This is a genomic window from Caulobacter sp. GW821-FHT10F06, from assembly GCF_058809215.1.
The window spans coordinates 168,665-194,609 of record NZ_JBXASK010000004.1 but is presented as its reverse complement, the minus strand read 5'-3'; the positions used below and the strand labels follow the sequence as shown (position 1 = coordinate 194,609).

The following is a 25,945-nucleotide window of genomic DNA, read 5'->3' as shown; positions in this document are numbered from 1 at the left end:
GGGCGACCGCACTGCACTGGCCCCTGGGTCCCGGCTCTCCGCTTCGCTGCGGCCGGGATGACAAGCTTTTATGCCATCGAACAATTGTTTGACGTCTGGGTCAGGGCTGCGCTTACCTCCACCCAACACCAAAAGGAGCGCCGCCATGGCCTGGGATTTCGTGGTCGCCAAGACCGACCTGCGCGCCGCCGAGTTCCGCTCCGCTACGCTCCCCGACCTGGCCGAAAACGAAGTCCGCCTAGCCGTCGACAGCTTCGCCCTGACCGCCAACAACATCACCTACGCCGTGTTCGGCGAAGCCATGCGCTACTGGGATTTCTTCCCGGCGGCCGAGGGTTTCGGCCGCGTGCCGGTGTGGGGCTTCGCGACGGTCGAGGCGTCCGAGCATCCCGACATCGCCGTGGGCCAGCGCTTCTACGGTTATTACCCGATGTCGAGCCACCTGACGGTGCAGGCCCGCAAGACGCGCAGCGGGTTCGCCGACGCCGCGCCGCATCGCCAGCACCTGGCGGCGGTCTATAACCAGTACGCGGCGGTGGCGGCCGATGATGGGCTGGAGGCGCATCGGGCGCTGCTGCAGCCGCTCTACATCACCGCCTTCCTGATCGACGACATGCTGGGCGAGAACGCCATGTTCGGCGCCAAGTCGATCATCCTCTCCAGCGCCTCGTCCAAGACCGCGATCGGCCTGGCGTTCCAGCTGAAACAGCGCGGCGGGGTGACGGTGGTCGGCCTGACCTCGCCGGGCAATGTCGCCTTCGTCGAGCGCCTGGGCTTCTACGACCAGGTCGTGACCTATGCCGACCTGCCGGCCGCGCCCATCGAGACGCCGGCGGTGTTCGTCGATTTCGCGGGCGATGCGGGCGTGCTGGGCGCTGTCCATCGGCGGTTCAAGGACGACCTGGCCTATTCCTGCCTGGTCGGCGGCACCCACTGGGAGGCCGAGCGCGGAGCGGGCGATCTGCCGGGGCCGCGCCCGATCCTGTTCTTTGCCCCCGACCGCGTGAAGAAGCGCCAGCAGGACTGGGGTCCCGGCGGTTTCGAGAGCCGCTACGGCGCGGCCTGGAGCGCCTTCGTCGCCGACGCGGCGCGCTGGCTGAAGGTCGAGACCGGCGTGGGCCAGGACGCCATCGCGGCCACCTATCGGGCCGTGCTCGACGGCAAGGCCTCGCCGGAGACCGGGCAGATCCTGGCGGTCAAATAGCCGCGCTTCGCCGATCGGATTTGCCGGGTCTGGGGAAGCGCTCTATCCCTGACCTTCACCTCAAATCGTCAGCGAAGTTGGCCATGCACGAGTCCAGCAAGTCGGTCTTTCACAAGCTGAAGGATTCCCGCTACGCCACCCGCTACATCGTCGGCGACGGCATCGACATCGGGGCGGGCCAGGACACCATCGGCCAGTACTACGAGTTCTTTCCGCTGATGAAGAGCTGCCGGGGCTGGGACCTGCCCGACGGCGACGCCGAGCTGATGGCCAGCGTGGCCGACGAGACCTTCGACTTCGTCCACTCGTCCCACTGCCTGGAGCACATGGTCGACGCCCGCAACGCCCTGGAGAACTGGGTGCGGATCCTGAAGCCCGGCGGCCACCTGGTGTGCCTGATCCCCGACGAGGACCTCTACGAACAGGGCGTCTTCCCCTCGACCTACAACACCGACCACAAGCACACCTTCACGATCTTCAAGAAGAGCTCGTGGTCCAGCGCCAGCATCAATGTCACCGAGCTGCTGGCCGGGCTGAAGCAGCCGGTCGAGGTCAAGAAGATCGAGCTGCTGGACGCGACGTACCGCTATGAGCTGAACAAGCGGATCGGCGTGGAGCGCTACGACCAGACCGCCACGACGGTGGGCGAGTGCGCGATCGAGTTCGTGCTGAAGAAGCTCTGAGACTTATAATCTTGTCATCCCGGAAGCCTCGCAGAGGCTGTCCGGGACCCAGGGGCAGCCGCTTTGCATTGGCCCCTGGGTCCCGGCTCTCCGCTGCGCTGCGGCCGGGATGACAAGCTTGGTTTGATGGTTGTTGGGACGCCTCACGCCGCCCGCAACCCTTCCCCCTCCAGCTCCACGCCCAACCGCTCCCTCAACGCCTGGCGCCCTTCAACGGTCAGCCGCACGGCCCGACCTTCGCGCTCGAGCGCCAGCCAGCCCAGGGCCGTCATCCGCTCCAGCAGCTTGACGCCCAGCGGCCCCGCCAGGTGATGCCGGCGCTCGGTCCAGTCCAGGCATTGCCGCGCCACGCCGCGCGGCGAGCGCAGGGCCGCCACATCGATCCCCAGATCCTCGAACCAGGCCCGGCCCGAGGGTGTGATGGCGTAGAGCTTGTCGTCGTCGGGAGTCAGCAGGCCGCGCGCCACCAGGGCGTCGGCCACGCCCACGCCCAGCCGGCCGGCCAGGTGGCCATAGCAGCAGCGGGCGTCGCGCAGGGCTCGGGCCTTGGGCGTGCGCGGCGTCTCCAGCGAGCGGACCGGCGCGGCCAGTACCGACAGGACCTCCAGCGCGTGGGCGACTTCCGGACTGGCCAGGCGGTAATAGCGGTGACGTCCCTCGCGCTCGACAGCCAGAAGACCGCCGTCGACCAGCCGGGCCAAGTGGTTGCTGGCCGCCTGGGCGGTGACGCCGGCCGCCCAGGCCAAGGCGCTGGCGGGCTGGGCCCGGCCGTCCTGCAGGGCCTGCAGCATCGCGGCGCGGGTCGGGTCGCCGATCAGGGCGGCGGGAGCGGCGATATTGGCGTCCATGGGATCATCCTAGCCGATCTCCCGGGACGAACAGTTCAGCCTTTCGTGTAGCGTCGCGCGGGCTCCCGAGGGCATGAGAGGCCATGACCCAAGCTTCCGCCGCCCGCCTGCCGCTGATCGTCGTCGCCGCCAGCTTCGGCTTCCTGGTCACCCAGCTGGACGTGACCATCGTCAATGTGGCGCTGGACGCCATCGGCAAGGCGTTCGAGGCGCCGATGGCCGAACTGCAATGGGTGGTCGACGCCTATGTGCTGGCCCTGGCGGCCATGCTGTTGTCGGCCGGGGCGCTGGGCGACCGGATCGGACCCCGGCGTGTGTTCCTGGCGGGACTGGTGCTGTTCGCGGCGGCTTCGGCGGCCTGCGGCCTGGCCAGCGGTCCCGCCGCTCTGATCGCCGCCCGCGTGGCCCAGGGCGCGGCTGGAGCCCTGCTGGTGCCGCCTTCGCTGGCCCTGATCGCCCACGCCTGCGACGGCGACGCCGCCAAGCGCGCCTGGGCCGTGGGCTGGTGGACGGCGGCCGGCGGGGTGTCGATCGCGGCCGGACCGGTGCTGGGCGGCCTGCTGATCGCGGCCCTCGACTGGCGCTGGGTGTTCCTGGTCAACCTGCCGCTCTGCGCCATCGGCGTGGTCCTGACCCTGGCGGTGGTCCCCGAAGCCCCGCCCAAGGCCAAGGTCCCGCTCGACCTGCCCGGACAGGCCCTGGCCCTGGTCGCCGTCACCGCCATCGTCGGGGCGGTGATCGAAGGCGGCCGGCGCGGCTGGGGGCATCCGGGGCCGGTCCTGGCCCTGCTGGCGGGTCTGGTCGCGGCCGGCGCCTTCCTGTGGGTCGAGGCCCGCAGCGCCCATCCTGTGGCGCCGCTGTCGATGTTTCGCCTGCGTCCCGTCTCGACGGCGGTGCTGGTCGGGTCGATGCTGAACTTCAGCTATTACGGCCTGGTCTTCGTGCTGGGCCTCTACCTGCAGCGCGCCGTCGGCTATCCGCCGGCCCAGGCGGGCCTGGCCTTCCTGCCCCTGACGGCCACCTTCATCGTCTCCAACCTGCTCAGCGGCGGCCTGGTGGCGCGGCATGGCGCGGCGCGGGTGACCACGGTCGGGGTGCTGATCGCCGCCGGCGGCTACGCCCTGACCGCGCGTCTCGGGGCGGGGAGTGCGTTTCTCGAGATGCTGCCCGGCTTCCTGCTGATCCCCGGCGGCATGGGCCTGGCCATCCCGGCCCTGACCAGCGGCCTGCTGGCCAGCGTCGACCGTCACGTCTCGGGCGCGGCCACCGGCGTCCTCAACGCCTGCCGCCAGGCCGGCGGCGCGGCCGGCGTGGCGGTGTTCGGCGCGGTGGCGGCGGGCGGTCCGGAGCGGATCGTGGCGGGCTTGCGGGCCTCGGGGCTGATCGCGACGGCGATGCTGGTGTGCGCGGCCTGGGTGGCGGGGCGATCTGCTGCCAAGCGCCTGTAAGTCTTGTCATCCCGGCTCTCCGCTGCGCTGCGGCCGGGATGACAAATCAGATGGAAAACGCCCGCCCCGGTTTTCCCAGGGCGGGCGCTGCTCAATCCAGAACTCAGTACCCGGTCGCTAGACCAGCGACCCGTGGCACTGCTTGAACTTCTTGCCGGAGCCGCAGGGGCAGGCGCCGTTGCGGTTGGTGTTTTCCCAGCCTTCCGGCAGCACCGAGATCGGCAGGGCCTGGCGTTGTTCGGGCGACAGGCCTTCCGGGATGGCGCCGGCCACCGCGACGTTCTCGCCGGTCAGCGGGTCCATGTGGACCTCGATCAGGTTTTCCGGCGAGTGCAGCGGCTCGGGCTCGGCATAGGCGATCTCGACCGTCATCAGCCAGCGGGTGGTGTTGGTGCGCAGATCGCCCAGCAGCTTTTCGAACAGGCTGAAGGCTTCGGTCTTGTACTCGTTCAGCGGATCGCGCTGGCCGTAGCCGCGCAGGCCGATGACGTTGCGCAGGTGGTCCAGGTGCATCAGGTGCTCGCGCCACTGCAGATCGATCATCTGCAGCAGGAAGCTCTTTTCCACCTGACGCATCTGGTCGGGGGTGATGATCTCCTCGCGCTGGGCGGCGTACTCGTCGACCGCCTTGGTGATGCGCTGGCTCATCTCCTCGTCGGCGATGCCTTCCTCGGCGGCCCACTCGGCCAGGGGCAGGTCCAGGCCGAAGATCGACTTCACCCGCTCGGTCAGGCCCTCGATGTCCCACTGCTCGGCATAGGCCTTGGGCGGCAGGTGGCGCAGGACCAGGTCGTCGACCACGTCATGGCGCATCTCGTGGATGATGTCGGAGAGGTCGGTGGCCTCCATGAACTCCTGGCGCTGCTCGAACACGGCCTTGCGCTGGTCGTTGACGACGTCGTCGTACTTCAGGAGGTTCTTGCGGATCTCGTAGTTGCGCTGCTCGACGCGCTTCTGGGCGGTGGCGATGGCGTTGTTCAGCCACTTGTGGGTGATCGCCTCGCCTTCCTGGACGCCGAAGGTGCGCATGATCGCGTCCAGGCGCTCGCCGGCGAAGATGCGCAGCAGGTCGTCCTCGCACGACAGGAAGAACTTCGAACGACCCGGGTCACCCTGACGGCCGGTGCGGCCGCGCAGCTGGTTGTCGATACGGCGGCTTTCGTGGCGTTCGGTGCCCAGCACGAACAGGCCGCCGGCGTCCAGCGCCTGCTTCTTGGCCTCGGCGATCTCAGCTTCCAGCGCCACGCGCTGGGCGATCTCGTCGGCCGGGTCGATGGCCAGGCCCAGGCCCTTCTGCTGCTGCTTCCAGCTGGCCAGGCGCATGTCGACATTGCCGCCCAGCTGGATGTCGGTGCCGCGGCCGGCCATGTTGGTGGCGATGGTCACCGCGCCGGGCACGCCCGCGTCGGCGACGATGCCGGCTTCCTGCTCGTGGAAGCGGGCGTTCAGCACCTGGTGCGGAATGCCCTTCTGCTTCTTGCCGTCACGCTCCCAGGCGTAGGTGGCCAGCAGCTTGGACAGCTCTTCGGACTTCTCGATCGACACGGTGCCGACCAGGATCGGCTGACCGCGCATGTGGCAGTCGGCGATCTGCTTGAGGATCGACTGGTTCTTCTCGGCCTCGGTCCGATAGACCTCGTCGTCGTCGTCGATGCGCTGGATGTTGCGGTTGGTGGGAATTTCCGAGACGCCCATCTTGTAGATGTCGTCGAATTCCTGGGCCTCGGTCGAGGCCGTGCCGGTCATGCCCGACAGCTTCGTATAGAGGCGGAAGTAGTTCTGGATGGTCACCGAGGCCAGGGTCTGGTTCTCGGGCTGGATGGCGGCGCCTTCCTTGGCCTCGATGGCCTGGTGCAGGCCTTCCGACAGGCGGCGGCCGGTCATCATGCGGCCGGTGAACTCGTCGATCAGGACGATCTCGTCGCCCTTGACGATGTAGTCCTTGTCGCGCGTGTACAGCACGTTGGCCCGCAGGGCCTGGTTGACGTGGTGGACGATCGAGATGTTGGCGGCGTCATAGAGGCCGGCGGTGTCCTCGGCCAGGTGGCCGCCCGACATCAGGATCTCTTCGATGCGCTCCTGGCCTTCCTCGGTGAGGATGACCTGCTTCTGCTTCTCGTCGTGGTCGTAGGTGGTCTTGTCCTTGATCATCTCTTTGATCAGGACGTCGATGGTCTTGTAGAGCTCGCTGCGGTCCTCGGTCGGGCCCGAAATGATCAGCGGGGTGCGGGCTTCGTCGATCAGGATCGAGTCCACCTCGTCGACGATGACGAAGTGGTGGCCGCGCTGGACCATTTCCTCGACGCTGTAGACGAGGTTGTCGCGCAGATAGTCGAAGCCGAACTCGTTGTTGGTGCCGTAGGTGATGTCGCTGCGGTAGGCGCGCTGACGCTCACCCTGGCTGAGGCCGTTGACGATGACGCCGTAGCTCAGGCCCAGGAAGTTGTAGAGCTGGCCCATCCACTCGGCGTCGCGCTTGGCCAGGTAGTCGTTGACGGTGATGACGTGGACGCCCTTGCCCGCCAGGGCGTTCAGATAGGTCGGCAGGGTGGCGACCAGGGTCTTGCCTTCGCCGGTGCGCATTTCCGAGATGCCGCCGAAGTGCAGCACCATGCCGCCCACCAGCTGGACGTCGAAGTGGCGCATGCCCAGCACGCGCTTGCCGGCCTCGCGCACGGCGGCGAAGGCTTCGTGCAGGATGTCGTCGAGGGTTTCGCCCTTTTCCAGGCGGGCCTTGAACTCGTCGGTCTTGGCCTTCAGGGCCTCGTCGGAGAGCGCGGCGTATTCAGGCTCCAGGGCGTTGATCTTCGCCACCCGGGCGGTCAGCGTCTTGACCTTGCGATCGTTGGAAGAGCCGAAAAGCTTTTTGGCGAAGCCGAGCATGAAGTCGAAATTCCGGTGAAGTGTTATGCGTTCCGGGCGTTGGCGATCGTGCAAGGTCATTTCCCAGCACGACTATTTCGGCCCTTTGAGCGCGCGCGAGACTTAAGCAGCGGTCATGTCAGTGTCAACGCGAGCGCCCCTTATAGAGCGTGGCGAAGGCCAAGGTTTCCGACTCTCTTCGACTTCTGTGGCCGCCCCGCCCCAATTTCGCGGAAAGCCTTCTGGTAGAAGCGCCCGAGTTGCATTCCCCTGGGGCCGAAACCACGCTAGAGCCGAGCCACGACCTGTGCGGAGATCCGTCTTGACGAAACCTGCCCATACTCGCGTCTGGATCGCCGTGGCCGCCGCCTTGGTGCTGGCCGCCTGCGGTCAGAACAAGAGCGCCGAGAAGCCGCCCGAGCCGGGCGACACCGCCGTCGCGCGCGTCAACGGCCACAATGTCTGGGCCTCCGACGTCAAGCGCGAGGCCGTGGCGCAGGGCCTGATCAGCGAGGGCGAACCGCTGGACATCTCCAGCGAGCTGTTCCGCCAGCGCCTGGACGAGGTGATCGACCAGAAGCTGCTGGCCGCCGAGGCCCTGAAACGCAAGTTGGACAAGGATCCGGTGGCGCAGCGCCGCCTGGCCGCCGCCCGCGAGCGCATCCTGGGCGACATGCTGGTCGAGAGCGTGGTCGAAAAGGCCGTCAACGAAGACGCCATCCGCCGCCTCTACGCCGAGCAGCAGAAGCTGTCCAAGCGCTCCGAGGAGATCCGCGCCCGCCAGATCCTGGTGGCCAACCAGGCCGAGGCCGAGAGCATCAAGAAGCTGTTGGCCAGCGGCGCGTCGTTCGACGCCCTGGCCATGGAGCGCTCCACCGACCAGGCCACCCGCTTCAACGGCGGCGATCTGGGCTACTTCACCGTCGACGTGATGCCCGAGGCCTATGCCGGCGCCCTGAAGGACGCCCAGAAGGGCCAGCTGGTCGGTCCCTTCGCCACCGAGGGCGGCTGGGCCGTGCTGCGCGTCGAGGACAAGCGCATGGAAGAGCCGATCACGCTGGAGGCCGCCCGTCCGCAGATCGTCCGCTTCCTGACCTATGATCAGGTCCGCGACCTGCTGGAGAAGCTGCGCGGCGGGGCCAAGGTCGACATGCTGACCGGCAAGGCCCAGGACGTGCCCGGCGCGCCGCAGGAGCCGGCCTCGGCCCCGCCGGAGCTGCAAGGCTCCGCGCCGGCCTCCGCGCCCGCTCCGGCCCCCGCGCCGCAAAAGAAATAGACTTCCAGGATCCAAGGCTCGCCCATGGCTCGCAAGACGACCAAGACCGACAAGACCGATTCCGCCGCGCCCGAAGGCGCCGTCGAACGCGTGGGCCATACGCTGGAACGCGCCCTGGTCGATCCCCTGACCTCGGCCCTCAAGCGCGCCGGCCGGGCGTTCACGTCCGACGAGGCGGCCAAGGCTCCTGCCTCGACCAAGAAGGCCGCCGCCGCGCCGGGCAAGCCGGGCCTGGCGATCTCGCCCCTGGCCGTGCCTTTCCCGCATATCCCGCCGATCGCCGGCGTCGAGATCGCCACCGGCCGCGCGGGCTTCTACAAGCACGAGCGCGAGGACCTGCTGTTGATGCGCTTCGCCGAGGGCACCTCGGCGGCCGGCGTCTTCACCCGCCACGGCGTCGGCTCGGCGCCGGTCGACTGGTGCAAGCGCCAGCTGGCCGCCACGGGCGGCGCCGACGTGCGGGCCCTGGTGGTCAACGCCGGCTGCGCCAACAGCTTCACCGGCAAGCCGGGCGCCGACGCGGTGCGCCGCGTGGCCACGGCCGTGGGCAAGCGCTTCGATTGCCGCCAGCGCGACGTGATGATGGCCTCGACCGGCGTCATCGGCGTCATCCTGGACGACGCCAAGATCACCGCCCGCCTGCCTGAGGTGGAGACCCGCCTGACCGCCGACGCCTGGGCTCAGGCCGGCCAGGCGATCATGACCACCGACACCTTCCCGAAGGGCGCCTACGCCACGGCCCTGATCGACGGTCACGAGGTGAAGATCGCCGGCGTCACCAAGGGCTCGGGCATGATCGCGCCCGACATGGCCACCATGCTGGCCTTCGTGGCCACCGACGCGGCCATCGCGCCCGCCGCCCTGCAGACCCTGGTCAGCCTCTATACCCGCACGACGTTCAACTGCGTGACGGTGGACGGCGACCGCTCGACCAACGACACCCTGCTGCTGTTCGCCACCGGCCAGTCGACCGCGCCCAAGATCCACCGCGCCGGCGACAAGCGCCTGGCCGACTTCCGCGAGAAGCTGGAAGCGGTGCTCCTGGACCTGGCGCTTCAGCTTGTGCGTGACGGGGAAGGCGCGACCAAGTTCGTCAAGATCACCGTCAACGGCGCCGAGAGCCCGGCCAGCGCCCGCAAGATCGCCCGCACCATCGCCGAAAGCCCTCTGGTCAAGACCGCCTTCGCCGGCGAGGACGCCAACTGGGGCCGCATCGTCATGGCCGTGGGCCGCGCCGACGAGCCGGTGGCGCGCGAGCGCATCAGCGTCAAGTTCGGCGACCTCTACGCCGCTCGCGACGGCCTGGTCTCGGCCGAGTACGACGAGGCGGCCATGAGCGCCTACGTCAAGAAGGCCGAGTTCGAGGTCAGCGTCGACGTCGGCGTCGGCAAGGGCTCGGCCACGGTCTGGACCTGCGACCTGACCAAGCAGTACGTGGCGATCAACGGCGATTACCGCAGCTAGGGCGAAGCGGCCCCGGCCCAAGCTGGCCAACACATCGTGTCGATCGACCGGGTGAAGCCGGCGGCGCTGAGCGCGGTAACGGCGGGACGATCCGGTCCATCCCACCAGGACAGACCTTCGCCCCGTCCGCTGACCCGCATGGCGACCAAGGTCCGGTTTCGGGCCACGCCCTCGTTTCCGCACCCGACCCTATGCGGACGTTTGGCGTTGAAGCCTTCGCTAAAAACACACGTCATCCCGGGCCTTGTGCCCGGGACCCCTCTGTCCACCGCAGGTGCGGGAGGGGCGGCGTGCTCAGCACGCCGCTGGCGCTTCACGTGCAAGCTGAACGAGGGGTTCCGGGCACAAGGCCCGGAATGACGGAGGTTTATTTGAAGCGCGGAGAACTTCCCAAACCCACCCATCGCAGACCTCCAAAGCTTCTGTTGTCGGCGGCTGTCCCCACGCCGCCACGAGCATAGCGGCTCCTCGAGCTCAACGATTTCAATCGCCTGACGTAGCGGTCCAGCGTCACGCTGCAAAATCGACGCCTCGCTCCCAGAACCGCCCGTAGACTTCTCCTCGGCCCGCCGCTGGGGAGGCCGTCCAGCTGGCGACCTGACTGGTGGCGGGGGCGGTCGAGCGGGTCGTGTTCGGCGCGGTTGCCTGAGGGGCCCGGCGGGATCGGTGTGGCGAAGTCGGCTTCCGAGGAGGCTGGCGGTTCATACCGTTGCCGATCCGGGAGCCTCCTTCGGCGACGGCGGCGAGCGCTCCAGGCGCGGGCTGAAATCGCCCGCGCGGTCCGGAAGGGTCGCTTCCCTTCCGCCCGCCGAGGGCCTCTCAGTCGGGAGCGGGTTAAGACCCCGCGCCCCGAGGGCTCATCGGATAACGATCGCGCGGAGCGCTCCGGCTCAAGCCGAAACGGTACTCCCCTATCACTCATCCGGGCCTGGCCCGGACGCTCCGCCGCCTCCCCACGCTCGCCGGTGAAAAATCGGCGAGGACGCGAACCCGTGCGTGCGACGCCATGGCGGCGAAGGGCGCCAGGCGGTATGCCATCGCCACAACGATGATCGGATCCGCCATGACCCGCGACACCCACCCCTTCAGCCTCGACGACGTCGCCGAGGCCTGCCGCGAGGCCGGCTATGTCGTCGCCGAGATCGACAACGGCCTGGAGGTTTCCGGCGCCGAGGACGGCGGGGCGTTCTACCTGCTGCCCGAGAACGGCTGGCTGCAGGTGCGCTGCCAGGTGCTGGACGGCGAGGACCTGGATCGCGCCCGCACCTTGGACGCCCTGTTCGAGACCCTGGCGCGCGCCCAGTTCCGGCTGATCGGCAGCCGCTTCGGCTTCGATCCGCATACCGGCCTATGGTTGATCGAGGACCTCTATCCGGGCTTCGAGGCCGAGAGTCTGCCCGCCGTCCTGGAGCAACAGGCCTTCGTGTGGTCGGCGCTGGAAGGCTTGCTGGACAGCGCCTTGGGCGGGGTGGTGGCCGACGACGACGCCCTGAACGCGGCCTTCGACCTGGAGTTGTCCGCCGCGCCGAACTAGATGTTTCTCGCACGTGCGAGCCAGGATGGAACCTGTTGCCAAGCTTGCCGTTCCTTATCGGTGTTCATCTGTGACGGCGTAGGGGGATCCCATGAGCGTTTCCAATTTCGGACGTAAGGCGGCGATCGTGGCGGCGGTGCTGTCTCTGGCCGGCGTGGCCCAGGCCCAGACCGGTCCGACGAAGAAACCGGCCGAGCCGGCCAAGGTCGAACCCGAGACCTCGCGCTGGGGCGAGACCCGCAAGAAGGCCGTGGACATCGGCTCGCAGCCGGCCCGCGACGTGGGCATGTCCAAGCGCGAGATCCCGCCGATCCTGGAAAAGGCCCTGTCCGATCCCTACAGCCTCAAGGGCCTGAAGACCTGCGTCCAGCTGTCGGGCGAGGTGCGCAAGCTCAGCGAGGTGCTGGGCCCGGACTATTCGGTCGGCGGCTCGTATAGCGAAAACCGCGCCGGCAAGCTGGCCGAGGCCGGCGGCAAGACCCTCATCAACAGCATCATCCCGTTCCGCAGCCTGGTGCGCGAAATGACCGGCGCGGCCCCGGCCGACCGGCACATGAACGCGGTGGTCGACGCCGGTCTGGCCCGTCGCGGCTTCCTGCGCGGCGTGCACTACAAGCAAGGCTGCAAGACGAAGTTCTAGGCAGCGGCGGGCTCGCCCCCTCCGCGCCTGCGCCTCATCTTCCCCCTATGGGGGAAGACGATCGCGAAGCGATCCGTAGGGGGCAAGTGCCGACTTGAACCTAACCCCCCAATCACGTTCACATGCCCCTGCAGTAGCGGGGGGATGACGCGTGACCGAAGCTTTGATCGTCAGGGGCCTGAACAAGGCCTTCTCCAAGCCCGCCGTGTCCAATCTCGACCTGACCGTCCATGCGGGCGAGCTCTACGCGCTGCTGGGGCCCAACGGCGCCGGCAAGACCACCACTCTGCGGATGGTCGCCGGCCTGACCCAGCCCGACAGCGGCGAGATCAGCGTGTTCGGCATCGACGCTCGCAAGGACCCGTCGGCGGCCAAGGCGGTGATCGCCTGGGCTCCGGACGAGGCGATGATCTATGACCGCCTCAGCCCCCTGGAATATCTGGAGTTCGTCGCCGGCCTCTGGAACGTCGACCCGACCCTGGCCAAGACTCGCGCCGAACAGCTGCTGAGCCAGCTGGGTTTGGCCGACGAGGCCCGCCGCCGCTGCGAGGGTTTCTCGCGCGGCATGAAGCAGAAGGTCGCCCTGGCCGGGGCCCTGATCCACGATCCCAAGCTGCTGATCCTCGACGAGCCCCTGACCGGCCTGGACGCCGCCGCCGCGCGCCTGGTCAAGGACATGCTGCAGGCTCGCGTCGACGCCGGCGGTACGGTGATCCTGACCACCCACATCCTCGAGGTGGCCGAGCGGATGGCCGACCGCATCGGCATCATCGCCGGCGGCAAGCTGCTGGCCGAGGGCCGGCTGGACGAGCTGCGCGCCCAGACCGGCGGCGCGTCGGGCGATTCCACGCTCGAGGATCTCTTCCTGCAGTTGACCGCCGAAGGCCTGCCCGCGTGAGCCTGTTCAAGCCCGCCGGCGCCGCCTGGCTGCTGGCCCACGAGATGCGCCTGGGGTGGCGCGGCTATCGCGCCGGTCGGGTCGGCAAGGGCGCGGGCGGCCTGATCGGCCTTGTGATCCTGTTCGCCTTCGCCTGCGTCGGCGGCGTGTTCCTGGCCCTGGGCGTGCATGGCCACGAGATCCCGATCGTCCCGCTCGCCGTGGTGCTGGCCGACCTGGCCTGCGCGGTGGTCTTCACCCTGATGCTGTCCCAGACCCTGGGGGCGTCGGCCGAGGCCCTGTACGAGCGAGGCGACCTGGACCTGCTGTTCTCCTCGCCGATCGCCCCGGCCAAGGTGCTGCTGGTGCGGGCGATCGGGTTGGCGGCCAATGTGGCGACGATCTTCCTGATCTTCGCGACGCCGATCCTGCTGCCGTCGGTGCTCTACGGCCATCCCGGCTGGATCGGCGTGTTCGGGGTGCTGATCGCCCTGGCCCTGATCGCCACGGCGGCCGGGCTGTCCCTGGCCATGGCCCTGTTCGCCCTGATCGGCCCGCGCCGCACGCGCACCGTGGCCCAGGTGCTGGCCGCCCTGGTCGGCGCGGCCTTCTTCCTGGCCAGCCAGGCCCGCAACCTGATGGGCAAGGCCGCCAGCGAGACCCTCTACGCCCAGATCGCCCACGAGGCCACGAGCGGACGCCTGGCCCCGCCGCCGGCCGCCAGCCTGCCGTTGCGGGCCATGATCGGTCAGCCCCTGCCGCTGCTAGGCCTGCTGGCGATCGGCGTGGCGCTGTTCTGGCTGGCCGCCCAGACCCTGGGCCGCCGGTTCTCCGACTCCGCCGCCGCCGCGCAAGGGGCGTCGACCCGGCGGTCGCCCGGTCTGTCCAAGCCGGTCGCGGCCTTCGCCGTCGGCGCTTTCCGGGCCACGGTGCGCAAGGAGCTGCGGCTGATCGGCCGCGACGCCACCCTGCTGTCGCAGGTGTTGCTGCGGGTGCTCTATCTGATCCCGGTGTCGCTGATGCTGGTGCGCTCGGCCTCGCACGGCCAGTCCAGCGCCCTGGCCGGCGGCGCGGGCGTCGTGGTCTTCCTGGCCGGACAGGTGGCTGGAAGCCTGGCCTGGATCACCCTGTCGGCCGAGGACACCCCCGACCTGCTGGCCGTCTCGCCCGCCTCGACCGCCACCCTGCGTCGCGCCAAGCTGGCCGCCGCCCTGATCCCCGTGGCCGTGCTGCTGGCTTTGCCCATCATCGGCCTGACCTGGCTCGCGCCCTTGACGGGTCTGGTCACCGCCATCGGCGCGGGCCTGTCGGCCTGGTGCTGCGGCCTGATCAATGTCTGGCACCAGAAGCCCGGCAAGCGCGCCGACTTCCGCCGCCGTCGCGGCGCCTCGTGGTTCGCCACCCTGGCCGAGATCTTCATCGCCATGCTGCTGGCCGGCGCGACCAGCCTGACCGTGGCGGGCCTCGTGACCTGGGGCCTGCTGCCGCTGATCGTCGCCGGCGCGCTGATGATGGCGCTACGGCGTACGGACGAGCAGATCGGAACAGTGCTCAGGGCAGCGTCCTAAGCGTCCAGCAGCGCTCGGATCTTGCAGACCACGCCGTCGGGTTCGAACTGGATGGAGGCCTCGCCCGACAGTTCCGCCGCGAGGCCGCGTTCGATTAGGCGCGAGCCGAAGCCGCGGCTGGACGGCGGCTTGACCACCGGGCCGCCGCGTTCGGTCCAGGTCAGGTCCAGCCGCTCGGCGCCGGGGCCGGGCGCCAGGTCCCAGCTGACGACGATCCGGCCTTCGGGGACCGAGAGGGCCCCGTATTTGACGGCGTTGGTGGCCAGTTCGTGCAGGGCCATCGACAGCGACAGGGCCGTGCGCGGCGACAGCCGGATCGACGGGCCGGTCAGCTCGAACCGCGCCCCGCCGCCGTGCAGCAGGGCCAGACGCGAGGCGATGTCGTGCAGCTCGGCGCCTTCCCAGTTCTCGCGGGTCAGCAGGTCGTGGGCCTCGGCCAGGGCGACGATGCGGCTGGTGAAGGCCTCCTGCGCCTGGGGCAGGGACCGCGAGGCGTTGAAGCTCTGGGCGGCGATCGCCTGGATGGTGGCCAGTGAGTTCTTGACCCGGTGGTTCAGCTCGTTGACCAGCAGCCGCAGATGGGTTTCGGCCCGCTTGCGGTCGGTGATGTTGACGGTGGCGCCCAGCAGCCGCGTGGCCTTGCCGTCGGGCGAGAAGAAGGCCTGGCCCTTGGCGCCGATCCAGCGCTCGACCCCGTCGTCGCGGCCGATGGCGCGGAACTCGATGGCGTAGTCGGCGCGGATGCTCGGGTCCAGGGCCTGGGCGATCGAACGCCGGGCGCTCTCGCGATCGTCTGGATGCAGACGGTCGTAGAAGTCTTCCGTGGTCACGGGCTCGTCGGGGGCGACCCCGAACATGGCGTAGCAACGGTCCGACCAGGTCAAGCTGTTGGTCTCGATGTTCAATTCCCACACCCCGACGTCGGCCGCGTCGATGGCCAGGCGCAGGGTCTCTTCCTGACGCAGCAGGTGGGCCTCGGCTTCCTTGCGGTCGGTGACATCGGAGACCACGCCCACGAAGCGGGTGCAGGCGCCGCCGTCGAAATAGGCCCGGCCGAAGGTCTCGATCCAGCGCAACGCGCCGTCGTCGAGGCGATAGATGCGGTATTCGTGGTTGATCTTGCCGTCGCCGGTCGGGTCCATGGCCGCGGCGATCGCCGCCTCCATGCCGGGCTTGTCGTCGGGGTGTATCAGCCGCGTGTAGGTCTCGTAGGTGTTCTCGTCCTCGTCGCGGAGGCCGAAGATCCGGCGCGCGCGCTTGTCCCAGAACCGCTTGCCGGCGTCAGGATTGTGATCCCAGCGGCCCATGCGGGCGGCGTCGACGGCCAGGTCCAGGTCGGCCTGGGCGGCCAGCAGGGCGGCCTCGACGGCCTTGCGCTCGGTGATGTCCAGCACCACGCCGGTGTTGCGCGAGGGCTTGCCCTCGGCGTCCAGGAAGCAGCTGCCGCGCGTATAGACCCAGCGGATCGAGCCATCGGCCTGGATCAGACGGTACTCGTCGCAGAAGTCGCCGCCGGTCTCCATGGCCGCCAGGCTGATGTCGCGGATGCGGTCGCGGTCCTCGGGATGGACGGCCGGCGTGAAGCTCTGCACCGGCAGGCCGGCCTGGGCGTAGTCCGGCGACAGGGCGTGCAGGGCGGCGTAGGCGGCGTCGCAATAGACCTTGTTGGCCTGGATGTCCCAGTCCCAGGCCCCGATGCCGCCGGCCGCCTCGATGGCCAGGCGATAGCGCTTCTCGGTGTCGCGCAGCACCTTCTCGGTCTCGACGGCCTCGGTGATCTCCACGGCGGTGACCAGCACCCCGCCGACGCCGTTCGGCGCCGTGGCGTCGGGAATGGGGCTGTAGCTGATGGTGAAGTGGCCGATGCGCGACTTGGCGTCGCCGTCGCGTCGCAGCTTCAGGGGCAGCTTCTCAAAGGCGTAGCCGCCGCTGGCGCCCGACATGATGTCGTCGTGGGTCGACTTGAGGCTGGCCTGGAAGTCGGCCGAGTGCTGCGAGAACGGCATGCCCAGGGCGCGCGGGTGCCGGTCGTGCAGCGACGGCGCGTAGGCGTCATTATAGATCAGGCAGAGCTCAGGACCCCAGCGCAGGGCCATGGGGAAATTGGTGGCCAGGATCATGTCCACGGCCAGCTTCAGGCTGGGCGACCAGGCGTCTATCGGACCCAAGGGCGTCTTGGACCAGTCGAACGCGCGCACGCGTTCGCTCATCTCGCCCCCAGCGATCCTGGTCAGCGTCGGTGCGGCGCGCGGCTGTCCCTCCGCCATCCGGATGTCCCCTCCAGCCGGCGTGCGGACCGGCCCCCAAAGCTACCTGAACCTCATAGCGAACGTGGTTTCAAGCGCTGTCTGGCGGACCCAACGGGCAGACCCTGCGACAAGTTCAGCTTGCGGACGAAAAAACGGCCATTTCCACGCCTGCGCGTGAAAATGGCCGTCAATTCAGTCACATGAGATGTCGCTTGTTTAAAGCGACGTACTCATTTTGAGCATTTAGTCGATCGGGTTCCAGCGCTTCTCGGCCGGCGCGGCGCCGCCGCCACGCTTGGGGCCGCGGAAGTCGCCGCCGGCCGGCTTGGCCTGGGCGTTCTGGGCCGAGGCGTTCTGGCCGCCGTTGCGACCGCCGCCGTTACGGCCCTGGCCGCCGCCATTGCCGCCGCCGCTCTTGGCGGGACGGTTGCGCTGGCGACGCAGTTCCGAGGGGACGTTGTTGCGCGGGTCAGCGCGGCGCGGATCGACGTACTTCTCCGGCGGAGCCAGCTTGTCGGCCACGGCCGCGGCGGCCGCTAGGCTCTTGTCGTTGCGGCGGTCGAACGACGGGATGGTCTGGCGCGTGGCCTTCTGGATGTCGCGCAGCAGGGTGCGTTCGTCGTCCGAGCAGAAGCTGATGGCGATGCCGTCCTTGCCCTTGCGGGCGGTCCGGCCGATGCGGTGGACGTAGGACTCCGGCACGTTGGGCAGCTCGAAGTTGAACACGTGGCTGATGTCGTTGACGTCGATGCCGCGCGCGGCGATGTCGGTGGCGATCAGCGCCTTGACCTGCCCGGCCTTGAAGGCGGCGAGGGCGCGTTCGCGCTGGCCTTGGGTCTTGTCGCCGTGGATGGCGGCGGCTTCGATGCCGCTGGCGACCAGGTACTTGGCCACCCGGTCGGCGCCGCGCTTGGTGCGGGTGAAGACGATCGAGCGCTCGACGGCGTTGTCGGCCAGCAGTTCGGCCAGCAGCGGACGCTTGCGCTGGGCTTCGATGAAGATCAGCGACTGCTCGATGCGCTCGACGGTCGTGGCCTGTGGGGTGATCGACACCTGGGCCGGGTTCTTCAGCAGCTCACCGGCCAGCTTGCCGATTTCGCTGGGCATGGTGGCCGAGAAGAACAGGTTCTGGCGTTCCTTGGGCAGCTGGCTGGCGATCTTGCGGATCGGCACCACGAAGCCCAGGTCCAGCATCTGGTCGGCTTCGTCGAGGACGAAGATCTCGACGCCGCCCAGGGTGGCGCTCTTTTCGCCCAGGTGGTCCATCAGGCGGCCCGGGGTGGCCACGACCACGTCGACGCCGGCCGCCAGGGCCTTCATCTGCGGGCCGTACTTCACGCCGCCGAACACGGTGGCGACGGTCAGGCCGAGGTGGGCGGCGTAGGCCTTGAAGTTGTCGGCGATCTGGGTGGCCAGTTCGCGGGTCGGCGACAGCACCAGGCAGCGGAAGCCGCGACGCGGGGCGGGGCGCTTGTCTTCCGCCAGGCGGTGCAGGATCGGCAGGGCGAAGGCGGCGGTCTTGCCGGTGCCGGTCTGGGCGATGCCCAGCAGGTCGCGGCCCTGCATCACGATCGGAATGGCCTGGGCCTGGATCGGGGTAGGGGTGGTGTAGCCCTTGTCGGTCAGCGCCTTGAGAATGGGTTTGGCGAGGCCGAGATCGGAAAATTGAGTCAAGTCGGGTGTCTTTCAGACAAAGCCGCATGACGGCGCGCGCGGTCCTCGCGCGGCTCGTCCATGGGACGGGTCGGTTGGGGAGCGCCCCGCGTGGCCCGGGCGGTCTATGATAAGTTTCAGGGCGCTCGACAGGCTGGTCCGAAAGGGACCCTCACGCGGCTGGAGCGCCGATAGCGTCCATGGACGCAGGGCCCATATCGTTTATTGCAGGTGCGAAGTCAAGGGCGAGGCCCCGGCAAGCCTTTACGCCACACGGGTTGCCAAGGTGGCGCGGTCGCGCCAAACCCGGTTTCATGACCAAGCCCACCGTCCTCGTCGCCGCCGCCGCCCTGATCGATGTCGACGGCCGGGTGCTGATCTGCCAACGCCCGCAGGGCAAGTCGCTGGCGGGACTGTGGGAGTTTCCCGGCGGCAAGGTCGAGCCCGGCGAGACCCCGGAGCAGTGCCTGATCCGCGAACTCGACGAGGAGTTGGGGATCAAGGTCGCGCAAGCCTGCCTGGCGCCGTTCGTTTTTGCATCCCACAGTTACGAGTCCTTTCACCTCCTGATGCCACTCTATCTGCTGCGCCGCTGGGAGGGCCTGGTCACGCGCAAGGAACACGAGGCCATGGCATGGGTGAAGCCAGACAAGCTCGCGGACTATCCGATGCCGCCGGCGGACATCCCGCTCGTGGCGTGGCTGCGCGATCTGCTCTGAGCGCCTTCTGGCGCGACGAACGCGGCGCCACCGCCGTCGAGCTGGGGATCATGGTGGCCTGCATCTGCGTGGCCCTGATCGTCGCCCTGACGGCTATCGGCAACAAGATGAACACCGCCTTCGGCAAGGCCTCGACCGCCATCGGCGGCAGCTAGCTCCCGCGCCGATTTCGTTCGAGACGACCTGCGCGGCCGGCGGCTATGGTCAGCCCATGACCCACACGGCCAAGTCCCCGCGTGAACTCAGCGCCGTGAGTTCGGAGCAATTCCACAACGACATCGTCCCGGCCGGCCAGCCCGTGATCCTGCGCGGCCTGGTGTCGGACTGGCCCGCGGTGCAGGCGGCGCGCCAAGGCGACGAGGCCCTGTTCGCCCATCTGTCCAGCTTCGACCGGCACGAGCCCGTCACCGCCTTCGTCGCCGAGCCGCAGGCCGGCGGGCGCTTCTTCTATAACGACGACCTGTCGGGCCTGAACTTCGGCAGCGGCGCGGCCCATCTCGACAAGAGTTTCGACCTGCTGCTGGCCCAGAGGTCCGAGCCCCGGCCCCTGGGCCTGGCCATCCAGTCGATCCCCGCCGAGCGGCACCTGCCGGGCTTCTGCGCCGCCAACGCCAATCCGCTGCTGGAGCCGTCGGTTGAGGCTCGGCTGTGGATCGGCAACCGCGTGATCGTCGCCGCCCATCAGGACCCCTACGAGAACCTGGCCTGTGTGGTGGCCGGCCGCCGGCGCTTCACCCTGTTCCCGCCGGAAAGCGTCAAGGATCTCTATATCGGCCCGTTCGAGCGCACCCCGGGCGGTCCGCCGATCAGCCTGGTGTCGTTCGACGATCCCGATTTCGAGAAATATCCCCGCTTCGCCAAGGCGCTCGAGGTCGCCCTGGTCGCCGAGCTGGAGCCGGGCGACGCGCTCTATATCCCCTATCTGTGGTGGCACCACGTGCGCTCGCTGGCGCCGGTCAATGTGCTGGCCAACTACTGGTGGTCGGCGCCGGCCCAGGGACGCGGCGCGGCCTATGACGCCTTCCTGCACGCGGTGCTGGCCCTGCGCGCTCTGCCGGAGACCCATCGCTCGGCCTGGAAGGCGGCGTTCGACCACTATGTCTTCGGCGACCCCGACGCGGCCGTCGGCCACCTGCCGCTCGAGCGTCAGGGCATGCTGGGCGCGCTCAGCCCCGAGGACGCCGCTCGCCTGCGCCGGGCGCTCGGCGAGAAGCTGCTGGGCTAGACCGGCTTCTCGCCCGTCGGCTGTTCGGTCGTTCCCAGGGCATCGGCCAGGCGCATCTTGGCCGAGCCGGGGCGCAGGGGTTTTTGCTGGCTGTCGTGCGGGGCCCAACCGGTGACGGCCACGATCTCGAAGGTGGCCGGAACGCGGCCGTCGGGCTCGGCGAAGCGCTCGACATAGAGCTCCATGGCCCGCATCAGCACCCGCCGGCTCAGCGGCTTGCGCGAGCGGTCCAGCAGCACGCTGGTCTCGCCCATCCTGCGCAGGTCGCGCAGCAGTTCGATCGGATGGCCGTAGCGCACCTTCACCCGGTCCACGTCCGCCACCGGCAGGGCGAAGCCGGCCCGCTGCAGCAGGCCCGCCGCGTCGATGGCGTCGGCGAAGGGCGAGACGCGGAACGCCGCGCCGCCGCTGACCTCGTCCTCGGCCTGCAGCAGCACCTGGCGCAGCTCGGTCAGGGTGGCCCCGCCGAAGATCGCGCCGATGAACAGGCCATCGGGCCGCAGCGCCCGGCGGATCTGGATCAGCGCCCCGACCAGGTCATTGGTCCAATGCAGCGACAGGGTCGAGGCGACCAGATCCAGGGTGGCGTCGCCGAACGGCAGGCGCTCCTCGTCGGCCACGACCTTCAGGCCGTTCCCCGCGCCCAGCATCCGCGCCGACAGGTCGGCCTGGAACAGCACGTCGATCTTCTCGGCCGCGTCGCTCTCGGCCAGGGCCTGCGAGAAAGCGCCGTTTCGGCTTCCGAGATCGACGGCGACCGGAAAGCGTCGCAGGATCGTCTCCAGCCGCATGACGACATCCTCGGCCACGCGGCGCTTGAGGAAGTCGGCGCTGGCGTAGTCGGGCGCGGCGCGGTCGAGCCGGGCCTTCAGAAGGGCGCGGTCGAAAAGGAGGGGCGAGGCGGTCATGCGCGCGGAACATGGCGATTCCGAACCGTTATGGAAAGCGGGGCCGCGTCTATTGGGTCTCGGAAGAGGCTTTCTGGACCTCGTCCTGCCGCCCCGCGCCTTCGACGGCGGGCCGGCGCTGAGCGGCGGACTGACCGCCGGAGCCTGGAGCCGCATCACCTTTCTCGACGATCCGGTCTGCGACGGCTGCGGCGCGGCCATGCCGTTCGACAGCGGGACGGTCGAGCGCTGCGTGCTGTGCCTGGCCAGGCCCCGAGCGTTCGGACGCGCGCGGGCGGCCTGCGTCTATGACGAGCACTCGCGCGACCTGATCCTGAAGCTGAAGCACGCCGATCGCACGGACCTGTCAGGTCTCTTCGCCCGCTGGCTGTCGCGCGCCGCCGCGCCGCTGCTGGAGGAGGCCGACGCCATCGCGCCGGTGCCGATGCACCCAGGCCGCCTGCTGCGCCGCCGCTACAACCAGGCCGCCGAAATCGCCCGGCCCCTGGCCCGTGTCAGCGGCGTCGCCTACCTGCCCGACGCGCTCATTCGCCAGCGCGACACGGTCAGCCAGGGCGGCAAGTCGGCCTCGGGCCGTCGTCGCAACGTCGCCGCCGCCTTCGCCGTGCCCGAGGCGCGCCGCCATCGGGTGATCGGCCGGCGGATCGTGCTGGTCGACGACGTCCTGACCACGGGCGCGACGGCGGAGGGCTGCGCGCGGGCATTGTTGGCGGCCGGCGCGGCGGAAGTGACACTCGCCGTGGTCGCGCGCGTTACAGAAATGCAAGCGCGTCCTATATGAGGACCAAGGAGATTCAGGAACTCATGGCTCACGTCACTATCTACACCCGTCCGTTCTGCGGCTACTGCGCCCGCGCCCTGAAGGTGCTGGGCGAAAAGAACGCCGACTTCACCGAGATCGAAGCCGGCATGGACCCCAAGCTGCGCCAGGAAATGATGGACCGCTCGGGCCGCACCACCTTCCCGCAGATCTTCGTCGGCGAGCAGCACATCGGCGGCTGCGACGACATGCTGGCCCTGGATCGCGCGGGCAAGCTGGACGCCCTCCTTGCCGCCTAAGGGGTTCACGGCATGAGCCTGCGCGTCGGCCTGATCCAGACCCGCACCCCCGCGACGCACGAGGCGGCGCTGGCCCATGTCGCGCCGATGGTGCGGCAGGCCGCCGAGCAGGGCGCCCAGTTCATCCTGACGCCCGAATGCACCAACGTGCTGCAGAAGGACCGGACCAGGCTGCTGCCGTCTCTTCGGAGCCTGGAGGACGATCTGGTCGTCCAGGGCCTGCGCGACCTGGCCGCCGAGTTGGACGTCTGGATCGACATCGGCTCGGCCCTGGTGCTGCGCGAGGACGGCAAGGCCGCCAATCGTCAGGCGGTGATCGACCCGACCGGCGCGATCGTGGCGACCTACGACAAGCTGCACATGTTCGACGTCGATCTCCCGACGGGCGAGACCGCGCGGGAATCGGCGACGTACGAACCGGGCGAGAGGGCGGTGACGGTCGACACCCCGCTGGGCGTGTTCGGCCTGACTATCTGCTATGACATGCGCTTTCCGGCCCTGCATCGGGCCCTGGCCCTGAAGGGCGCGACCATCCTGACCGCACCAGCCGCCTTCACTCGCCCGACGGGCCAGGCGCACTGGGAGGTGCTGCTGCGGGCGCGGGCCATCGAGACCGGCTCGTTCGTGATCGCCGCCGCCCAGGGCGGTTTCCACGAGGACGGACGCGGCACCTGGGGGCGTTCGATCGCCATCGGGCCGTGGGGCGAGATCCTCGGCCAGCTTGACCATGACGAGCCCGGCGTGCTCATGGCCGATCTCGACCTGGACGCCGCCGCCAAGGCGCGCGCCGCCATTCCCGCCCTCAAGAACGCTCGCGCCTTCGTCGGTCCCTAAGCCCAGATCATGATCAAGTACGCGCTCCAGTGCGACCAGGCCCATGCGTTCGAGGGCTGGTTCGGCTCGTCGTCCGACTATGACGATCAGAGCGCGCGGGGCTTGGTCGACTGCCCGGTCTGTGGCTCGAGCGGCGTGAGCAAGCAGATCATGTCGCCCGCCGTCGCCGGGACCAAGGCCCAGAAGATGACTCCCTCAGTCGATCCGAAGATGCGCGAGATGATGATGACCGCCATGGGCGAGGTCCGCCGGCACGTCGAGGAGAATTTCGACAATGTCGGCGACGCCTTCGCCAAGGAAGCCCGCGACATCCACGAGGGCAAGTCCGAGGAGCGCGGCATCTACGGCCAAGCCACCCCCGCCGAGGCCAAGGCCCTGATCGACGACGGCATCAAGGTCGCGCCCCTGCCGCCGCCAATTCCGAAGAAGACCGAGGTGAACTGAGCAGCGTAGATCCTCCCCTTCAGGGAGGGCGTCCAACGCAAAACGCCCCGGTTCTCACCGGGGCGTTTCGTTGGGTCCGACCGACCGCTGTTAGCGGTAGCGGTACTCGTAGTGGCACTTCTTCTTCTTGGCGATCTGGTTGCCGGCGACTGCGCCGACCACGCCGCCGAGGATGGCGCCTTCGGTCTTGGCGCCGTTGCCGGCGACGGCCGCGCCGAGCGTGCCGCCCGTGAGGCCGCCGATGACGGTGCCGTTCTTGCCCTTGGTCTTCTTGCAGACCGTGATGCGATAGCGTTCACGAGCGTCGGCCGAGGTGGCGACCACCGACGAGGTCGCGAAGCCGAGCGAGATGGCGACGAGAATAGCTTTGGTATGGGCGCGCATGGCGGGCTCCGATTGCTTTTGTTGGTGTCCCTGTCGTCAAAACGCACAGGTCGCGCTTCGGTTCGACAAAGGTCGGGATGGCGACAAATAAGCTTGGCTGAAGGCCGTTTTACGGCCTTCAGCCTTGCTGTCAGCCTTCGACGCGATAACGGCCTTCGGCGTCCGGGCAGACCCGGATGTAGCGGGTCTCGGTCCGGCCGTTATATTCGGTCGGGGCCGGAGCCAGGCGGCAGCGGTCCGAGGGCGAGCCATAGGACGGGCCGTTGTAGCCGACTTCGCGATAGGGCTGGGTTTCCTCGTAGGTCCAATAGCTCCCGCGCGTGTCGCACTTGGACTTGGCCGAGGCGTTGCCGATGGCGGCGCCGACGCCGGCCCCGACCAGGGCGCCCAGCACGGTGCCTTCCGGCTTGGCGTTGCGGGCGGCGGCGTTGGAGCCGACCACACCACCGGCCAGGGCCCCGATCACGCCGCCGACGGCGGCGTTCTTCTTGGCGTCCTGGCGACAGGGTTCGGTGTAGGCGACATTGGCGCTGCTGTTGTAGCTGCCGGCGTACGGCGCGCTGTAGCGCGTGGCGTAGTCGGGATAGCGGCGGTCGTAGGAGCCGGTCCCGTAGCGGCGGTCATAGTCGATGCGGGCGCGCTCGTAGTCGGCGCGATCGCGGTCGTACTGTTCGTGCTGGGCGTCGTACGAGCCGTTGTTGGCGTAGCCGCGGCCGTCGATGTTGAAGCGGGCGGCCAGGGTCGGATAGCGGCGGTCATAGGCGCCCACGCCGCGGCGGCGGTCATAGTCGCGGCGATCGCGCTCATAGGCGGCGCGGTCACGCTCGAAGGCGACCTGCTCGGCGCGATAGGCGGCGCTGTCGCGGTACATCGCGGTGGAATAACGCGTGGCGTATTCCGGATAGCGACGGTCATAGGCGCCGACGCCGTAGCGGCGGTCATAGTCACGGCGCGCCTGTTCGTACTTGGCGCGATCGTTCTCATACGCGCGCTGCTTGGCGTCGTAGTCGGCGATCTGGGTGCGGTAGTCGGCGCGCTGGTCGCGATAGGTGTCCAGGCGGTCCTGATAGGTCGCTTGGGCGCTGGCGCTCTGCGCCATGGCCGGTGCGACGGCGCCGCAAGCGATGGTGGTCGCCAGAAGCATGGCGATGTTCTTGTTGATGGTCATGGATGTCTCCCGTTCGTTGGAACGAACTGACGTCCTTGCCCCCGATGGGCCGCCAATCCTTCTCGAGTCCCTGTGCGGAGGGTAAGCCCCGGCGCCTGTTAAGGTTCCGCAGCCCGCCCTCGGCGGCGTTCAGGCCCGGGTGACGGTCATCATGTAGTTGATGTCGACATCGCTCGATCGGCTCCAGCGGCCGGTCAGCGGGTTGTAGGCGACGCCGAACGGGCCCTGCATCTCCACCGGCTCGCCGGCCAGGAAGGCCCGCAGTTCCTCGGGTTTCAGGAACTGCTTCCAGTCGTGGGTGCCGGGCGGCACCCAGCGCAGCACGTATTCCGCGCCGATCTTGGCCAGGGCCAGGGCCTTCAGCGTACGGTTCAGGGTGGCGACGATCATCAGGCCGCCGGGCTTCAAGAGCCGCGAGCAGGTGCGCAGGAATTCGCCCGGGTCGGCCACGTGCTCGATGACCTCCATGGTCAGCACCACGTCGAACGGCCCCGCGCCCTCGGCCAGCAGCTGCTCGGCGGTGGCGGGGCGATAGCCGATCTCCAGCCCCTGCTCGGCGGCGTGGGCGGCGGCGGTCTTGATGTTCTTTTCCGAGGCGTCGATGGCGGTGACGTCGAAGCCCAGCCGGCGCATCGGCTCGCTCAGCAGCCCGCCGCCGCAGCCGATGTCGAGCAGCGACAGCCCCTCGAACGGCGCGCGGACATTGGCGTCGCGCTCGAACCGCGCCAGGGCCTGCTCGCGGATGAAGGCCAGGCGGCAGGGGTTGAACACGTGCAGCGGGGCGAACTTGCCGTTCGGATCCCACCACTCCGCCGCGATGGCCGAGAACCGCGCCACGTCGGCGGGATCGATGGACCAGGAGGGGGCTGCGGTGGTGGCAGACGGCATGGAGTTCTCT

Annotated in this window: 24 protein-coding genes and 1 pseudogene; 16 read left to right on the top strand and 9 right to left on the bottom strand. The window is 68.9% G+C overall.

Translation table 11 applies throughout. The features are described from left to right. Nucleotides 1–145: 145 nt before the first annotated feature. Both AC1RUS_RS10300 and AC1RUS_RS10295 read left to right on the top strand, forming a co-directional pair. Nucleotides 146–1,204: a DUF2855 family protein gene (locus AC1RUS_RS10300; RefSeq protein ID WP_492915676.1), complete on the top strand. Its 1,059-nt coding sequence runs from the start codon at nucleotides 146–148 to the stop codon at nucleotides 1,202–1,204. A gap of 83 nt (nucleotides 1,205–1,287) precedes the next feature. After that, nucleotides 1,288–1,887 carry a methyltransferase domain-containing protein gene (locus AC1RUS_RS10295; protein ID WP_492915674.1) on the top strand — a complete coding sequence of 200 codons (600 nt, stop codon included), beginning with the start codon at nucleotides 1,288–1,290 and terminating at the stop codon, nucleotides 1,885–1,887. Between the two features lie 7 nt (nucleotides 1,888–1,894). Here the strand turns inward: AC1RUS_RS10295 and AC1RUS_RS10290 are convergent. Both AC1RUS_RS10290 and AC1RUS_RS10285 read right to left on the bottom strand, forming a co-directional pair. Beyond that, nucleotides 1,895–2,005: pseudogene (locus tag AC1RUS_RS10290) on the bottom strand (hypothetical protein); the annotation flags it as partial. A 25-nt stretch (nucleotides 2,006–2,030) separates the two neighbouring features. Then, complete coding sequence (locus AC1RUS_RS10285; protein ID WP_492915673.1) at nucleotides 2,031–2,735, bottom strand: ArsR/SmtB family transcription factor; 705 nt, start codon at nucleotides 2,733–2,735, stop codon at nucleotides 2,031–2,033. 83 nt (nucleotides 2,736–2,818) lie between these two features. On the opposite strand from AC1RUS_RS10285, the gene AC1RUS_RS10280 reads away from it, so the two are divergent. Further along, nucleotides 2,819–4,183, top strand: coding sequence for an MFS transporter (locus AC1RUS_RS10280; RefSeq protein WP_492915671.1), 1,365 nt, complete (start codon nucleotides 2,819–2,821; stop codon nucleotides 4,181–4,183). A 117-nt stretch (nucleotides 4,184–4,300) separates the two neighbouring features. On the opposite strand, the gene secA is transcribed toward AC1RUS_RS10280, so the two are convergent. After that, nucleotides 4,301–7,066: a preprotein translocase subunit SecA gene (secA, locus tag AC1RUS_RS10275; RefSeq protein ID WP_492915669.1), complete on the bottom strand. Its 2,766-nt coding sequence runs from the start codon at nucleotides 7,064–7,066 to the stop codon at nucleotides 4,301–4,303. Between the two features lie 301 nt (nucleotides 7,067–7,367). Here secA and AC1RUS_RS10270 point away from each other — a divergent pair, with 301 nt between their 5' ends. From AC1RUS_RS10270 to AC1RUS_RS10245, 6 genes are all read left to right on the top strand, one after another. Next, nucleotides 7,368–8,321 carry a peptidyl-prolyl cis-trans isomerase gene (locus AC1RUS_RS10270; protein WP_492915667.1) on the top strand — a complete coding sequence of 318 codons (954 nt, stop codon included), beginning with the start codon at nucleotides 7,368–7,370 and terminating at the stop codon, nucleotides 8,319–8,321. A gap of 24 nt (nucleotides 8,322–8,345) precedes the next feature. Next, entirely contained in the window at nucleotides 8,346–9,785 is a 1,440-nt protein-coding gene (argJ, locus tag AC1RUS_RS10265; protein WP_492915665.1) for a bifunctional glutamate N-acetyltransferase/amino-acid acetyltransferase ArgJ, read from the top strand. 1,063 nt (nucleotides 9,786–10,848) lie between these two features. Beyond that, a complete protein-coding gene (locus AC1RUS_RS10260; protein ID WP_492915663.1) occupies nucleotides 10,849–11,319 on the top strand; it encodes a hypothetical protein in 471 nt (156 codons plus the stop codon). Nucleotides 11,320–11,410: 91 nt separating this feature from the next. Next, complete coding sequence (locus AC1RUS_RS10255; RefSeq protein ID WP_492915661.1) at nucleotides 11,411–11,959, top strand: hypothetical protein; 549 nt, start codon at nucleotides 11,411–11,413, stop codon at nucleotides 11,957–11,959. A gap of 151 nt (nucleotides 11,960–12,110) precedes the next feature. Continuing rightward, the gene (locus tag AC1RUS_RS10250) at nucleotides 12,111–12,857 is read left to right on the top strand and encodes an ABC transporter ATP-binding protein (RefSeq protein WP_492915659.1); all 747 of its coding nucleotides are present in this window, start codon (nucleotides 12,111–12,113) and stop codon (nucleotides 12,855–12,857) included. Beyond that, nucleotides 12,854–14,404 carry a hypothetical protein gene (locus AC1RUS_RS10245; protein WP_492915657.1) on the top strand — a complete coding sequence of 517 codons (1,551 nt, stop codon included), beginning with the start codon at nucleotides 12,854–12,856 and terminating at the stop codon, nucleotides 14,402–14,404. Before AC1RUS_RS10250 ends, AC1RUS_RS10245 begins: the two co-directional genes overlap by 4 nt. Here AC1RUS_RS10245 and AC1RUS_RS10240 read toward each other — a convergent pair. Both AC1RUS_RS10240 and AC1RUS_RS10235 read right to left on the bottom strand, forming a co-directional pair. Then, nucleotides 14,401–16,614 carry a PAS domain-containing sensor histidine kinase gene (locus AC1RUS_RS10240; RefSeq protein ID WP_492915656.1) on the bottom strand — a complete coding sequence of 738 codons (2,214 nt, stop codon included), beginning with the start codon at nucleotides 16,612–16,614 and terminating at the stop codon, nucleotides 14,401–14,403. The genes AC1RUS_RS10245 and AC1RUS_RS10240 overlap by 4 nt on opposite strands. Before the next feature lie 282 nt (nucleotides 16,615–16,896). Beyond that, nucleotides 16,897–18,327 (bottom strand): DEAD/DEAH box helicase, encoded by a 1,431-nt coding sequence (locus AC1RUS_RS10235; RefSeq protein ID WP_492915653.1) that lies wholly within the window; start codon nucleotides 18,325–18,327, stop codon nucleotides 16,897–16,899. A gap of 293 nt (nucleotides 18,328–18,620) precedes the next feature. Here AC1RUS_RS10235 and mutT point away from each other — a divergent pair, with 293 nt between their 5' ends. From mutT to AC1RUS_RS10220, 3 genes are read left to right on the top strand one after another with little or no spacing between them, the layout of a single operon-like run. Then, nucleotides 18,621–19,025, top strand: coding sequence for an 8-oxo-dGTP diphosphatase MutT (gene mutT, locus AC1RUS_RS10230; RefSeq protein WP_492915651.1), 405 nt, complete (start codon nucleotides 18,621–18,623; stop codon nucleotides 19,023–19,025). Further along, entirely contained in the window at nucleotides 19,004–19,180 is a 177-nt protein-coding gene (locus AC1RUS_RS10225; RefSeq protein WP_492915649.1) for a Flp family type IVb pilin, read from the top strand. The genes mutT and AC1RUS_RS10225 overlap by 22 nt, the downstream gene beginning before the upstream one ends. A gap of 56 nt (nucleotides 19,181–19,236) precedes the next feature. After that, nucleotides 19,237–20,250, top strand: coding sequence for a cupin-like domain-containing protein (locus AC1RUS_RS10220; protein WP_492915648.1), 1,014 nt, complete (start codon nucleotides 19,237–19,239; stop codon nucleotides 20,248–20,250). On the opposite strand, the gene AC1RUS_RS10215 is transcribed toward AC1RUS_RS10220, so the two are convergent. Continuing rightward, nucleotides 20,247–21,158: a methyltransferase domain-containing protein gene (locus AC1RUS_RS10215; RefSeq protein WP_492915646.1), complete on the bottom strand. Its 912-nt coding sequence runs from the start codon at nucleotides 21,156–21,158 to the stop codon at nucleotides 20,247–20,249. The two genes, AC1RUS_RS10220 and AC1RUS_RS10215, sit on opposite strands and share 4 nt — an antisense overlap. On the opposite strand from AC1RUS_RS10215, the gene AC1RUS_RS10210 reads away from it, so the two are divergent. Genes AC1RUS_RS10210 through AC1RUS_RS10195 form a run of 4 tightly spaced genes read left to right on the top strand, consistent with a single transcriptional unit; the run spans nucleotide 21,157 to nucleotide 23,495 of the window. After that, nucleotides 21,157–21,939: a ComFC family protein gene (locus tag AC1RUS_RS10210; protein ID WP_492915643.1), complete on the top strand. Its 783-nt coding sequence runs from the start codon at nucleotides 21,157–21,159 to the stop codon at nucleotides 21,937–21,939. The two genes, AC1RUS_RS10215 and AC1RUS_RS10210, sit on opposite strands and share 2 nt — an antisense overlap. 23 nt (nucleotides 21,940–21,962) lie before the next feature. Beyond that, nucleotides 21,963–22,217, top strand: coding sequence for a glutaredoxin 3 (gene grxC / locus AC1RUS_RS10205; protein ID WP_492915641.1), 255 nt, complete (start codon nucleotides 21,963–21,965; stop codon nucleotides 22,215–22,217). Nucleotides 22,218–22,229: 12 nt separating this feature from the next. Next, a complete protein-coding gene (locus AC1RUS_RS10200) occupies nucleotides 22,230–23,051 on the top strand; it encodes a carbon-nitrogen hydrolase family protein (RefSeq protein ID WP_492915639.1) in 822 nt (273 codons plus the stop codon). A gap of 9 nt (nucleotides 23,052–23,060) precedes the next feature. Then, the gene (locus AC1RUS_RS10195; RefSeq protein WP_492915637.1) at nucleotides 23,061–23,495 is read left to right on the top strand and encodes a DUF1178 family protein; all 435 of its coding nucleotides are present in this window, start codon (nucleotides 23,061–23,063) and stop codon (nucleotides 23,493–23,495) included. Between the two features lie 90 nt (nucleotides 23,496–23,585). Here the strand turns inward: AC1RUS_RS10195 and AC1RUS_RS10190 are convergent, their stop codons facing one another. From AC1RUS_RS10190 to ubiG, 3 genes are all read right to left on the bottom strand, one after another. Continuing rightward, nucleotides 23,586–23,879, bottom strand: coding sequence for a glycine zipper 2TM domain-containing protein (locus tag AC1RUS_RS10190; protein WP_492915634.1), 294 nt, complete (start codon nucleotides 23,877–23,879; stop codon nucleotides 23,586–23,588). A 130-nt stretch (nucleotides 23,880–24,009) separates the two neighbouring features. Next, on the bottom strand, nucleotides 24,010–25,047 hold the full coding sequence (locus AC1RUS_RS10185) for a YMGG-like glycine zipper-containing protein (protein ID WP_492915632.1): 1,038 nt from the start codon (nucleotides 25,045–25,047) through the stop codon (nucleotides 24,010–24,012). Nucleotides 25,048–25,176: 129 nt separating this feature from the next. Beyond that, a complete protein-coding gene (ubiG, locus tag AC1RUS_RS10180; RefSeq protein WP_492915630.1) occupies nucleotides 25,177–25,935 on the bottom strand; it encodes a bifunctional 2-polyprenyl-6-hydroxyphenol methylase/3-demethylubiquinol 3-O-methyltransferase UbiG in 759 nt (252 codons plus the stop codon). Nucleotides 25,936–25,945: the final 10 nt, after the last annotated feature.